Source organism: Hymenobacter sp. BT730 (genome assembly GCF_030542105.1).
In the GTDB taxonomy this organism is placed as follows: Bacteria; Bacteroidota; Bacteroidia; order Cytophagales; family Hymenobacteraceae; genus Hymenobacter.
This window is the reverse complement of the sequence record NZ_JAUOFB010000001.1, coordinates 1,573,874-1,586,828: the sequence shown is the minus strand read 5'-3', so window position 1 is coordinate 1,586,828 and position 12,955 is coordinate 1,573,874. Positions and strand designations below refer to the sequence as shown.

Genomic DNA, 12,955 nt, shown 5'->3' with positions numbered 1-12,955 from the left:
TGACTCAGATTAAAGTTACGTAGCAGTAGCCAATAATTTAGCCGCCAAATATCCGCCCCAATATTCCCTGCCGGCGCTTGTGCTTGATTTTGACTTTGGTCTTGGAGGCCGTAGATGAAGATGGTCGGCTGCCAACAGTGGGCCGCGAAGGAGCCGGCCGGGCCGGAGGCCGCGTGGTTACTGGTGGCGTAGCGCCAGGTGTAGCTCCGGGCAAGGTTTCTGGCAAAGCCGGAGCCGCTGGCGTTTCCGCCACCAGCACTTCCGGATCATTTTTCAGCGTAGTGACGCGTACCGGAGCACTTTCATTATGCAGCCGATCCACGGCCGTAACGTAGTAGGCGTATTCCCGGCCGGGGCGGGCAGTAGTATCCTGCCACACCAAGGGCTTATCCGGGCGCCGGGGCAGCAGCGTTAGGATACGGCGGGGGTCATCGGGGCCAGGGGTTTCGCCTTCAGCAAAGCGGTAGATTACAAAGTAGCGGGCATCGTCGCCATCGGTAGCCTGGGGGCCGGCCTGCCAGCGCAAGGTAACGGGGCCACCGGCACGAGTGAGCATCAGGTTCTGGGCCGGGCGGGGCGGCACAGCATCCATCCAGGGCATGGTGGGGATAAGTGCCGGGTAGCGGAACAGGTTCAGACGCAAAGAATCGGTGGTGTGCAGCGGGTTGGCCATAATGGATTTGGCCGAGAAAAACACGCTGCCACTAACATCAGCCGGAAAGGAGCGGTTCAGGCGCACCTGCCGCGGCAGCTCACGCGGGTTCCGCCAGGTGGTATCGGAGCGGGTGCTTTCCAGCATGCGGTAAGCACCCTGGCCAATGTACAGGTGCCGGTCATAATGGTTGCGGGCCCACCACTCCAGAATGGTGGCGTAGGGCACCAGCCGGAAATTGCTGCTCCAGTAGAGTTGCGGCACAATGTAGTCTACCCAGCCTTGCTGCAGCCACAGGCGCGTATCGGCATACAGATTGGCGTAGCTGGGCTGCCCGGCGCGGGTATCGGAGCCATCGGGGTGGCCGGATTTATTCATCCAAACGCCGAACGGCGAGACGCCAAACTTCACCCAACGCTTGGTGCTGCGAATGGAGTCATGCACCTGCTGAATAAGCAGGTTCACGTTCTGGCGGCGCCAGTCGGCCAGCTTTAGGTTATTGGGGTTGTACTGAGCAAAGGCGGCTTCATCGTGAATGACCTGACCGGGCTCCGGGTACGGGTAGAAGTAGTCATCAAAGTGCACGCCATCAATATCATAGCGGCGTACCACATCCAGAATTACCTGGGTAATATAGTTGCGCACTTCCGGCAGGCCGGGGTTGTAAAGCAGCTTGCCTGAGTAGCGAATAAACCACTCCGGATGCTGCCGAAACTGGTGGTTGGGCGCCAGCCGGCGCGTTACTGAATCCAGCGAAGCCCGGTAGGGATTAAACCAGGCGTGAAACTCCATGCCCCGGTCGTGGGCTTCGTCAATGAGAAAAGGCAGTGGATCGTACTCGGGACTGGGGGCGCGGCCCTGCTGCCCGGTGAGCCACTTGCTCCAGGGCTCCAGCTCGGATTTGTAAAAGGCATCGGAAGCTGGGCGCACCTGCACAAATACGGCGTTGATTCCGGCGCGCTGCTCGGCATTCAGCATGCGCTGGTACTCGCGGCGCTGCTGCTCGGCAGTGAGGGTGCGGGAACTGGGCCAGTCTATATTTTCTACTGAGGCAATCCAGACACCACGCAGCTCGCGCTTGGGCGGCAGAGATTGTGCAATTCCTTGGGGGCCATAAGCCATGAGCCCCAACACCAGCATCCAACCAAATAAAACAACACGACCAGCAGCAAGTAGACGAAGCATCAGCACCAAACGAGGAATAAGCCTCGAAATTACGCAGTGCCGGGCGGTATAACGAGAAAAAGCTCAACAATGCCCTTTATTTCTGTCCTATTTCCTACTTAGTAACTACCGGATACCTGGTACCTGGGCAAAAGTCAATTTTACCTGAAATTATTTCGATAAGTAGCTATACATCAACGCCCAGGCAGAAAATCTATCTGGGCGTTGATTAATCCTATGCGCAAAGAATACTACCCTGCCTTATGCTTTTCGGCATAGTTGATGCCGCCGTCATTGGCAATGTTGCAGGCAGGCTGTAGCTGGCGAACTAAGTTAGTCCCCTACGCCGCGGCGCGTGAGGTCGTTGTGCGGCTGAGGTTCTTCGCCGCCTTCCATCCCATTGGTCTGGTCTGAGTTGCCGTAGCCACCCCGGATGCCTTCACCATCCCCCATATCTTCCTGGGTGCTGGTATGCTCCGGCTGGCCTTTAGCTGGCTGCTGGTTGGTATTGGGCTTCGCCGATTCCTGAGGGGTATTTGGCTGCGTATTGTCGGTGGGCTGTGGGTCGTTTTGCATGTAGAAGAAAACAAATGGGTGAAAGAGAGTTTACAGGGTCACCTGGCCGCCTTCGCCGCCTGAAACCCCGGTACCGCTGCTGGTTGTGCCCCCGCCTACGTCGCCTTCGGCAGCATTGCCGGGCGTGTCGTACTGGGTGCTGCGGCTCACATTCTTGCCTTTAATGGGCCGGCCGCCTTCGGTACCGCCGCTGCCGGAGCTGTCATCAGCGTTGAGGCCCCGCAGGGCTTCGCCGGTGCCCGGTGCCTGGCGCCCTTCCGGCTGGAAGTCGCGGGCCCGATCATGATTACTGGTGTCCTGGTCGAGGGGTGGCTGGGGAGTGTCGTCGGGTTGCATAGGGCTTATTGGGATATAAGTGAGACCTAAGTATTTCTGGCTATACGCGGCCTGCGCCGGGTGGTTGAGCACGGCTTTCCAGTATCTTGCCGCCTTATTGTTTAACCATTATCTATTCTTTTCACTAATGTCAACTTCCAGTGCTTCGGGCTCTGATTTTCTAACACAGAAAACGACGGATGAACTTCTATTTCTGATCCGCAATCCAAGCTTATACCACGAGACCTTAGTAACCGCCGCTCAACAGGAACTACGCCAACGGGGCATTAATCCATACCTAGCCATTGCTACAGCCCAGGATAACCAGATAGAGTGGGACACGGATTCCGGGTCTCGCATTAACTGGTCGGCCGTAATGACGGTGGTGCTACTAGTAGGTGGCGCTGCGCTTTACTGGTGGTATATGCCGGCTAAACCCGGTTCTTCCACCACTTCCGGCCCAGCTGTTCTGGAAACGGTGGCCTCGCGCCCCATTCCTAACTTTGAGGCCCAAACAGAGGCCAGCGTGCAGCGAATGGAGCGGTTGCTCCCGGCCTCAGCCCGCCGAGACGAAAAGGCCACGCGCAAGTACCTGATTCTGGCCCGCCGATTCTGGAATGCCGAGCATCAGTCGGCCTATTTAAACAAGGAAGTGGCCGCTGCCCGTCTGGATGCAAACTTTCCCGTCCAGACTGATTTAACCCTTCAGGAATGGCACAAGCTCACCAGTGTGCTGGTATATAACCACAACCTGAAGCCCATTATGCAAGCCCGCGTGGACCTGATGAAGGACATAGCCCAGCGCGAAATGACGGCCCTGACCCTGATGCGCGGCAACTACCAGCTCAGCAACCCGCCCATAAATAAGCAGGTGCGGGTGGCCCTGGCACCGGTACCGCAAATGCTGAATGAGCTACAGGGCAAAGCCACTACCCTGCACATGAATCTGGGTAAATAACCAGCCGCCCGGCAAATCAACCTTCGGCTGGCTACGCTGTTCTGTACCTCTATGCTGCCAGCCGAAGACCAGCCCACCGATTTTGCTCGCCTCAGTGATGCTGAATTACTGTATCTGGCGCAGCACGCCCGGCGCTACCCCCCGGAGCTGGGTCACGCCGCATTGCTGGAGTTGCAGCGGCGCGGGTTGGTACCTGCTGACCTGCCCCAGCCCCGTCATTCTAAGCCAGCTCCTCAGCAGGAAGAGGCCGGTGAGCCTTCCTGGTGGAAGCAGGCCAGCCGGGTTTTCCGGCCCGGCGGCAGCTATTTTATTACGCCCCTGTTGCTGTTGCTGAATCTGGCAGTTTTTGGGCTGATGGTAGCGCAAGGCGTAAACCCACTGCACCCCGACGGTACCGACCTGATTAACTGGGGTTCCAACTTCTCTCCTCTCACGCTGCGCGGGCAGTGGTGGCGGCTGTTTACGGCTTGCTTTCTGCATGGCGGCATTGCGCACCTGCTGCTCAACAGCTATGCTTTGGTGTTTATTGGCGTCCTGGCCGAGCCGCTGGTAGGGCGCTGGCGCATGTTGCTGGTGTACTTGCTTAGCGGGGTTGCAGGCAATGTTCTCAGCCTATGGTGGCATGCCAGTGGTGTAAACGGCGTGGGAGCTTCCGGGGCAATTTTTGGGTTGTATGGCTTGCTCCTGGCCTTAGTGGCTACGGGCGCCCGGCACCTCACGCGCCCCCAGCGGCTGGCCTTGCTGGTTAACACACTCTTTGTAACGGCCACCAGCCTGGCCTATGGCCTACAACAGCCTCACGTAGACAATGCAGCGCACCTGGGTGGGCTGCTTTTAGGCCTGCTGGCTGGGGTAGCGTTAGGCATCTGGAGCCGGCTTTCCCCGCCGCCCACTACCTAAGATAGTTGCTTAGACGCGCCGGGCATTTCTACCGTAAATTTGCTTTATACCGCTGCTACTGTGCCCGATACTCCTCCCCTCGTTCCACCCGCTGAAGATGCCTCCGAGCCCACGCCGCCTTCCCGCTGGCAGAAGCTGGGCGCGGCGGCGCGCCGGGCGGCCGGGTTGCCCGCCGATGGCCTGAGTTACCTCTACCACACCACCCAGGCCAACCGCCACTTTACCCTGCCGGTGCTCAACGGCGCATTCGGCGACCAACTAGCCGAACGTCACGACCCGCGGGCCATTCAGATGAGCTTCCGCCGCCATGGCGCCGATGTACCAGTTGCCCACTTGCACCTCTCCCCTGACCGCCACAGAACCGTCGTATTCCTGCACGGGCTGATGGGCGACGAGCTAATCTGGCAAACCGGCCCCGGTGCCACACCCCGCTATGGGCCTAATTTGCAACAGGAACTGTCGGTGCACTGCCTGTATGTGCGTTTCAATTCCGGCCTGCACATCTCCCAGAACGGCCGCCTGCTCAGCCAGCTCCTCACGGAGTTGGCAACTACGTTTCCGGAAGCCACACAGGAGTTGGTGCTGGTGGGCCACAGCATGGGCGGTCTGGTCATCCGTTCCGCAGGATATTATGGCTCGAAGCCAAAAACTACGGCAGCATCAGATCTGGCCTTTGAGCCAGTTGAAAACCCAATTGCTTCTGCCACCTGGGTAGAGAATTTGAAAACGGTATTTCTGCTGGGTGTCCCCAATGAGGGCTCTTTTTTGGAGCAGAACAGCTACCTCACCTCCATGGCCCTGCGCAAAATCAATCTGCGCCCCACCCGTTTCCTGAGCCAGCTGCTGGACCGGCGCAGCAACGGCATTAAGGACTTACGCCATGCCCGGCTGGTGGATGAAGACTGGCAGCACCCAAACGCCGACGACCTATTGCCCCCGCGCACCCTGGTGCCGCCACTAGCCGGCGTGCATTACCATATTCTGGTAGGCTCCCTGCTGAAATCCACCGCATCGGCCTTGGCGCATTACTTTGGCGACGGACTGGTGGGTGCCGGCAGCGCCGTCGGCCTTGTTTTTGGTGACCCTGCCCTGCCGCCCGATGTGCAAGTAAGCACGCGCACTTTTGCGCAACAGCACCACGGCACGCTGCTTTCTAACGAGCAAGTGTATCAGTATCTGCGGGAGAATATCTGAGGCAGCAGCCTGCTGTATGCTTAGCTAGAATTACCAGCGTCTGCAAAAAGAAGACACACTTTAGCCAGGAGCGTTACTTGATTAAAGCAACAGCGCCCGACCAATGGCCGGGCGCTGTTGCTTTAGAATCAGGATGGTCTGGGCTGACTATTGAACTACTATTTCTCCAAAACCTGCCGATACAATAACATGGGGCAGCGCGAGGCCGGCTTCGGTTACGCCTTGTGTAGCTTCCACGGGCTGGCCATCTACAGTTACCATGGCGGGCGCGAACGGGAAGCCATGCAGGACCACGCTGTAGGTTTCGTAGGTAGGCTCAAAGGGACCCGTAATTTCCTGCTTCAGGCTGAAGCTATTATCGTTTCCGTGCACCCGGAAGTGCCGCGTAGTGCTCTGGCCTTTGGCATAGCCGTAGCCTTCGCCGCCATCCTCGTAGAGCACGCTCACCTCGTCGCCTTCGGTGTAGTACACGTGCAGGGTGAGTTGCTCCACCACTTTCTCACCCACGTACTGCATGACGGGGTAGAAAGGAATAACAGCACCCGCGCGCACAAACAATGGAATCCGGTCTAAACCAGCACTGGCCCATACTTCGGCCCCGCCGCCTTTGGGCTCATCGGTCCAGTAGTAGAACCAGTTGCCGCGAGGCAGATACATCCAGCGGCCATCGGCGCCGGCCTGCGTAATGGGGCACACCAGCAGGTGGTCGCCCAGCGCAAACTCGGCCATGCGCAGGTAGGTGTCGGTGTCGTTCTGGTCGAGGAAAGCCAAGGGGCGCAACATGGGCGTGCCTTCCTGCACGTACTGCCAGAAGGTGGTGTACATGTAGGGCAGCAGGCGGTAGCGCAACTCAATAAACGACTTAGCCAGGTCGCAGAACTCCTGCCCGAAAGACCAGGGCTCCTGGTCGCCGTGGTCGCCGCTGGAGTGGGTGCGGAAGAACGGGTGGAAGGCCGCCAGCGCTACCCAGCGCACATACAGCTCGCCATCCGGCGTGTCAATAAAACCACCAACATCTGAGCCCACAAAGGAGAAGCCGGAAATGCTCAGACGCTGGCACTGAATGTTAGCCAGCCAAAGGTGCTCCCAGGAGGCAATGTTGTCACCGGTCCAGCCGGAGGAGTAGCGCTGCCCACCGGCGTAGGTGCTGCGCGTGATGGTGAACGGGCGGTTAGGGTAAGCAAACCGCTTCACGCCGTCGTTGGTGGCGCGGGCCATCTGCATGCCGTACACGTTGTGCGCCTTGCGGTGCGTGCCGGGGTGGCCGTCGTAATCAAAGCGCACGTCATCCGGGAAAGTGCCTTTCTCGAACACGGCCGGCTCGTTCATGTCGTTCCACACGCCCTTCACGCCGGTTTCCTCAATGAGGCCCTTGAACAGGCCAGCCCACCACTCGCGCACGGTGGGGCGGGTGAAATCGGGGAAGTTGCAGAGACCGGGCCACACGGAGCCCTTCATCAGGGGCCCGTCGCCGCGGCGGCAGAAATAGTCGTTCTCCAGTGCCTCGGTGTACACCGAATAATTGGGGTCAATCTTGATGCCGGGGTCGATGATGACGATGGTCTTGAAGCCATCTTCGGCCAGCTCCTGCACCATGCGCTTGGGCTCGGGGAAGTGCGTGGGGCTCCAGGTAAAGCACCGGAATCCATCCATGTAGTCGATGTCCAGGTAGAGCGCGTCGCAGGGGATTTTTCGGTCGCGGAAGCCCTGGGCAATGGCCTTCACGTTGCTCTCGGGGTAGTAGCTCCACTTGCACTGGTGGTAGCCCAGCGCCCACAGCGGGGGCAGCTCGGGCGGGCACGTGAGGCGGGTATACTCCTGGGTGACTTCCATGAGCGTGGGGCCATAGATGAAGTAGTAGTTCATCTCGCCGCCCATGGCCCAGAAGCTGGTGACATCGGCCCGCTCCGCGGCAAAGTCGAAGAAGGACTTAAAGGAGTTATCGAAGAAAATGCCGTGGGCAATTTTCTGGTGTAGCTCCAGATAAAACGGAATGTTCTTGTAGAGTGGGTCCGAGCCTTTTACGTAGCCGTACGTGTCGGTGCCCCAGTTCTGGTAGCGCTTGCCGCGCAGGTTCATGTTGTCGGGCTTGTCGCCGAGGCCATAGTAGTGCACGCCGCTCTGCACCTGCTTGCTCATCTTCACGATATCGTTGCCGGTTTCGTAGTCGTACTCCCAGTGGAAGCCCTTTTCGTCGGCGGAAAGCAGCGTGCCCGAGCGGTCCAGAATGCGCACCCCGGCATTTTCCTTGCTCACGGTGCAGATCAGGCGCTCAGTGGTGATGCGGTAGTGGTCGGGCTTTTCCTTGAACTCCAGGAATTCCAGCTCGCGGCGGGGCTGGTCGGCGGGTACGGCGTAGCTGAAATCCGCCTCAAAACGACCTTCCGCCGCGTAGCGAAAGCGCAGAATTTTATCGGTTACCACGTACAGCATCAGCTGCACGCCATTATCACAAGAAAAAAGAAAACCTTCGTCAGTGGTTTGGGATGAAATGACCTTGCCGGGGAAGAGCTCCTGCTTCCGCGACACCAGGTCGTTGATCATGTAATTATTATCCTGAATTGTATCGGCCATGAAGGTGTGAGTACGGGGCAAAAAAATGTCCGGACGGGCCGGACAGACGAGCTTCGTTACGCAAGGTAAAAACGAATCATAGGAATTTTACCTATCATTAATCGTAGATTGCCAAAAAGCCGTTTCCCCGTATATAGGCGGCTTTTTACTTTTCGCCTACCCTCAACGCTTCCTCATGGAAACCTCTCCCCTAAAGGTACTGCTATTGGGCTGGGACGACACGTACCACCAGCTGCCCTCGGTACCCGCGCCGCTGGGGCTGGCCCGTACTCTGTCCTCTCACACTGACCTGACCGTGGTGCTCCCCTCCCTGCCCGCCGCTACCGAACCCATAGCCGGCGCCGAGCTTACCGCAATTGGTAACCTGAGTGTAGAAGAGCTACAAGCGGCTATTGCGCAGGAGCGCGGTGCTGTTACCCAGCGCCAGGGTTGGGAAAGCCCGGCAGCTCCGTATCAGGGTGCGACTCCCACCGAGCAGGATCCTTTCGCTAATAGCCAAGGCGCTGCTTTTACGACAGACGGGGGGCCTTCCTCTCAGCTTCTCATTGATCCACTGGAGGCAGGCTTTGACAGCATAGGCGAGCCGAAAGGCGACGAAGCCAATGACCTGGACCAGGGCATGCCGCTGGCAGCAGAGCCGGCTCCAAAACCGGCCGATTTCCGGAGCCTGCTGCCGCCCAATGCTGAGCGGACCACACCCGACCATGCGCTGGCCATTCTCAGCAGTGGCGTAAACGATGGGGCCAGTCTCAATTTTCGGGTCATACAATACGCCCGCTTTGCTACACCTCTGGTAGCAGAGAAACCTTTTCAGGTGATTTACGCGGCCGACTGGCCCACCTGGCTGGCCGCCATGGAAATTCGGCAGCGCACGGGCCGTCCGCTGGTGCTGCACGTGCATTCCCTCTGCTCCGACCGTAATACGACCGATGACCGGGGGTGGATTCAGGAGCTGGAGCGCCTGGCTTTGCGCCGCGCCGATTTAATTCTGGTGGATTCGGAGGAACTATGCCATCGGCTGCGCCAACACTATAACATACCTTTGCACCGCACCCACGTGCAGCATGGCGAGGTGAATGCGGAAGAAGTATCCCGGGTTATGCAGCATGTGCTGGAAGTGGCCCAGCTCAAAGCTAACCGGCATCAGCCAGCCTAACTCTGCTGACTCCCTCTCAGCGGAGGCGCGGCACCAGAACCGGAAGAGTGGTAAATTGCCCGCTTGTTACCAGTACCCATTAGCCATACAGTATTGACTCCCGAACACACTTTTGATGCCCCCCTGGAGCTGGATGCCGAAACCGGCGGCGTTTTCGTCTTGGTTCCCTTCAACGTAGAAGCCACCTACGGCGTGCGCGGCCTGCTGCCCATACGTGCTACTATTGATGGTTTCCCGTACCGCGGCAGCCTTTCTCCTATGGGCGATGGCAACCACGCCCTGTTGGTGCTTAAGCAGATCCGCAATGCCATTGGTAAATCCTGGAGTCAGTCGGTGCATATCACCCTGTCCCGGGATACCGAAGAGCGCACCGTGACTGTGCCCGAGGAGCTAGCCATGGCCCTGGACCGGGCCGGTCTGCGCCAGCGCTTTGACGATCTTTCCTATACTCACCGCAAAGAGTTTGCGCAGGGCATTGAGCGGGCTAAGAAAGCGGAAACCCGCGCCCGCCGCGTGCAGGATGCCCTGGACCGGATTGCCTCCGGCCGCAAACCGTAGCAAAACGTTAGTCACACATCAAATCAAAGGCCCGCTTCTTAACTGAAGCGGGCCTTTGATTTGATACGGGTTCTGCTTTTAGCCAATGCGCTGCAGCACTAACGCCGTGCGGCTGGTCACATACAGGCTGAGTTTGTTTACTCCATCCTCCGCAAAGGTTTCATAAGTCAGGCCATCGTCTACGCGCTGGAAACCGCCGAATTGGGCATCATCGGAATTGAGGATGATGCGGTAGCGGCCGGCCTGGGGCACGAAGAAGCGGTAGTCGAACACGCTGCGGTCTACGTGGAAGCTGAAGACGAATATCAGCCCGGCGCGCTCGAAAATAAGGACCTGGTTGTTGCTGTCGATGTTAAGCTCGTGGGCCGGGCCGGCGGCCAGCAGGCGCTGGTTGCGGGCAGTGGTAACCATGGCTTTATCGAAGGCCAGCAGGTACTGGTATTTCAGCTCGGGGTTGGTAGAAAGGCTCCACTGGCGGCGGGCAAAGTGGTAGCTCCACTCGTTGCCCTGACGTGGGAAGTCCACCCACTCCGGGTGGCCAAACTCGTTGCCGATGAAGTTGAGGTATGCCTCGCCGCCCAGCGCCAGCGTGAGCAGGCGGATAAGCTTATGCAGCGCCACGCCACGGGCCACCACCGGGTCGGGGTCGTCCTTGTGCATGTGGGTGTAAATGGCGGCGTCAATCAGCCAGTGAGCCAGGGTTTTGTCGCCAACCAGGGCCTGGTCGTGGCTTTCGGCGTAGGCTACGGTTTTCTCGCCGACGCGGCGGTTGGTGAGCACATACCACAGGTCGTGGAGGTTCCAGTCTTCGTCGCGGGAGTGTTTTAGTAGCTTAATCCAGTAGTCCGGAATGCCCATAGCCAAGCGGTAATCAAAGCCCACCCCCCCTTCGCTGATGGGACGACACAGACCGGGCATGCCGCTCATGTCTTCGGCTATCAGCAGGGCGCTGCGCTTGCAGTCATGCACCAAGGTAGAAGCCAGCTGCAGGTACAGGATGGCATCCTCATCTACTTCCGGGCCAAAATACTGGTCGTAATGCCCAAAGCCCACACCCTCGCCGTGGTGGTGGTAGAGCATGCTGGTAACCCCATCAAAGCGGAAGCCATCAAAGTGAAACTCCTCCAGCCAGTAGCGCAGATTGCTGAGCAGGAACTGCAGCACTTCGGGCCGGCCGTAATCAAAAAGTTTGGAGTCCCAGCCGGGATGCTCGCCGCGCTTGCCGGGATGGAAGTACTGCGCGCCGGAGCCATCGAAATCAGCCAGACCCTCCGCCTCATTTTTCACGGCATGGGAGTGTACCACGTCCAGCAGCACGGCAATGCCGCGACGGTGAGCCTCATTGATGAGATGCTTCAGCTCCTCAGGGGTGCCAAAGCGGGAAGAAGCGGCAAAGAAATTGGCTACGTGGTAACCGAAGGAGCCGTAATACGGATGCTCCATCACGGCCATCAGCTGAATGCAGTTGTACCCCAGGGCCTGAATACGCGGCAGGATATTTTCGGCAAATTCCAGATAAGTACCCGTGCGGCCTTCCTCCGTGGCCATGCCCACGTGGCACTCATAAATAAAGGGCTCCCGCACATAGTTGGCGATGCGAAATTTCTGGTCGGTCCAGGTGAACTGGGTTTCGGGGCGCCACACCTGGGCGGCAAAATCCTTGGACTGCTCGTCTTGCACAGCACGGCGCAGCGTGGCCGGCAGCCGGTCTTTGCCGCCTTTTTGCGTGACCACGTGCACCTTGTAGCGGCTACCATGCGTGAGGCGCTGGCCGTAGTCTTTATCCGCCAGAAATACTTCCCATACGCCATCCTGCCCGCGCTGCAAAGGCGTGGCCTGCCGGTCCCACTGGTTGAAGTCACCAACCAGAAACAGGCCCTGTGCAGCCGGGGCCCATTCCCGGAACCAATAGCCCTTGCGGCGGGGGTCATAGTTAAGCCCGAGCCGTTGGTGCGCGGAGGCAAACTTGGTGAGTGAGCCATACTGCTGGTTAATTTCCTGCAGGCGCTGCTCCAGGCGCTCTAAACGGGCCCGCAACACGGGCTCATAAGGTGCCAGCCAGGCATCCTGCTGCACCAGGGGCAGGTGCGGAGTAGAAGGTACTACGTCAGTCAGTTCCGTATTCATGGCAGGTCGGGTTTGGGTCAAAACTACGAGGAGCGGGGGATTATGATAGTGCTTTCCTAAAAGAGGTCATGTTTTTGTTTCCGAGGCGCACAGCTGCGCACTCCTATTTATTTTTTTTAAATATGAATTTATTTATTGAAAGTACTTAAATATATTTGCTCTAAATTTTCAAATGATTGGGGGAAAATAAAAATATATTTAATTTTTCCATCACTCAATACCGTTAATTTATGCACTTCTAATTTGCTCCCAAACAAACTTTTATTTAAATTTTTAACCTCAATAATTTTATTTACAACAATTACTTGCCTTTTCCTGAAGTACCAGTCAAAAGTTTTAAATATCCATATATCATCTTTATACATAAACTCACTGATTAAAGAATTCATGTATTTTCCTTTTATAACAATTTGCGAATGATATATCAAGAAATAAACAATATTCACCGACAAAACTACTATGTAAATATAGTATTCTGAATTCCCAAAAGTATTATACGCATTAAACAATAGCATTAAAAGCCCTACAGGCCCCAGTACGAAAATCATTTTATTTGAAGATTTTTTTTCCGAATTGAAATAGGCTTCTGCTATTCCGTTTGAAATCTTAATCCCCATTTTATATTACCGGACAAAGTTGTTGTTTAATTCCATGTGTCATATATAGCACTTGCAGTACTGAAAACTGTTAATGTTAACTTTTCCCAAGATTCAGCGGAGCCAATTTTAAAGGAGGTAGCCTGTGATAATGTTCCGCCTGCATACCCTCCAGTCAAAGCCAA

At 57.1% G+C, this 12,955-nt stretch carries 11 protein-coding genes; 5 read left to right on the top strand and 6 right to left on the bottom strand.

Translation table 11 applies throughout. The features are described from left to right. Positions 1–37: 37 nt before the first annotated feature. The 3 genes from Q4G72_RS06820 to Q4G72_RS06810 all read right to left on the bottom strand — a co-directional run bounded on the left by Q4G72_RS06820 (position 38) and on the right by Q4G72_RS06810 (position 2,728). On the bottom strand, positions 38–1,837 hold the full coding sequence (locus tag Q4G72_RS06820) for a family 10 glycosylhydrolase (protein ID WP_303310650.1): 1,800 nt from the start codon (positions 1,835–1,837) through the stop codon (positions 38–40). Positions 1,838–2,149: 312 nt separating this feature from the next. Further along, a complete protein-coding gene (locus tag Q4G72_RS06815) occupies positions 2,150–2,392 on the bottom strand; it encodes a hypothetical protein (RefSeq protein WP_303310649.1) in 243 nt (80 codons plus the stop codon). 30 nt (positions 2,393–2,422) lie between these two features. Then, positions 2,423–2,728: a hypothetical protein gene (locus tag Q4G72_RS06810; protein ID WP_303310648.1), complete on the bottom strand. Its 306-nt coding sequence runs from the start codon at positions 2,726–2,728 to the stop codon at positions 2,423–2,425. A 127-nt stretch (positions 2,729–2,855) separates the two neighbouring features. On the opposite strand from Q4G72_RS06810, the gene Q4G72_RS06805 reads away from it, so the two are divergent. The 3 genes from Q4G72_RS06805 to Q4G72_RS06795 are packed head-to-tail and all read left to right on the top strand — an operon-like array spanning position 2,856 to position 5,759. Beyond that, positions 2,856–3,665, top strand: a complete 810-nt coding sequence (locus tag Q4G72_RS06805) for a hypothetical protein (RefSeq protein WP_303310647.1) — start codon at positions 2,856–2,858, stop codon at positions 3,663–3,665. 51 nt (positions 3,666–3,716) lie between these two features. Continuing rightward, complete coding sequence (locus tag Q4G72_RS06800; protein ID WP_303310646.1) at positions 3,717–4,565, top strand: rhomboid family intramembrane serine protease; 849 nt, start codon at positions 3,717–3,719, stop codon at positions 4,563–4,565. Positions 4,566–4,625: 60 nt separating this feature from the next. After that, positions 4,626–5,759 (top strand): esterase/lipase family protein, encoded by a 1,134-nt coding sequence (locus Q4G72_RS06795; RefSeq protein ID WP_303310645.1) that lies wholly within the window; start codon positions 4,626–4,628, stop codon positions 5,757–5,759. 147 nt (positions 5,760–5,906) lie between these two features. Here Q4G72_RS06795 and Q4G72_RS06790 read toward each other — a convergent pair whose 3' ends face one another. Further along, complete coding sequence (locus Q4G72_RS06790; RefSeq protein WP_303310644.1) at positions 5,907–8,333, bottom strand: glycoside hydrolase family 31 protein; 2,427 nt, start codon at positions 8,331–8,333, stop codon at positions 5,907–5,909. Between the two features lie 175 nt (positions 8,334–8,508). Between Q4G72_RS06790 and Q4G72_RS06785 the strand changes: the two genes are divergently transcribed. Both Q4G72_RS06785 and Q4G72_RS06780 read left to right on the top strand, forming a co-directional pair. Next, positions 8,509–9,489: a glycosyltransferase gene (locus Q4G72_RS06785; protein WP_303310643.1), complete on the top strand. Its 981-nt coding sequence runs from the start codon at positions 8,509–8,511 to the stop codon at positions 9,487–9,489. A 93-nt stretch (positions 9,490–9,582) separates the two neighbouring features. After that, positions 9,583–10,047 (top strand): YdeI/OmpD-associated family protein, encoded by a 465-nt coding sequence (locus Q4G72_RS06780; RefSeq protein WP_121235488.1) that lies wholly within the window; start codon positions 9,583–9,585, stop codon positions 10,045–10,047. A 78-nt stretch (positions 10,048–10,125) separates the two neighbouring features. Here the strand turns inward: Q4G72_RS06780 and Q4G72_RS06775 are convergent, their stop codons facing one another. Both Q4G72_RS06775 and Q4G72_RS06770 read right to left on the bottom strand, forming a co-directional pair. Next, positions 10,126–12,174, bottom strand: coding sequence for an alpha amylase C-terminal domain-containing protein (locus tag Q4G72_RS06775; RefSeq protein WP_303310642.1), 2,049 nt, complete (start codon positions 12,172–12,174; stop codon positions 10,126–10,128). Between the two features lie 128 nt (positions 12,175–12,302). Then, the gene (locus tag Q4G72_RS06770) at positions 12,303–12,791 is read right to left on the bottom strand and encodes a hypothetical protein (RefSeq protein ID WP_303310641.1); all 489 of its coding nucleotides are present in this window, start codon (positions 12,789–12,791) and stop codon (positions 12,303–12,305) included. Positions 12,792–12,955 lie beyond the last annotated feature (164 nt).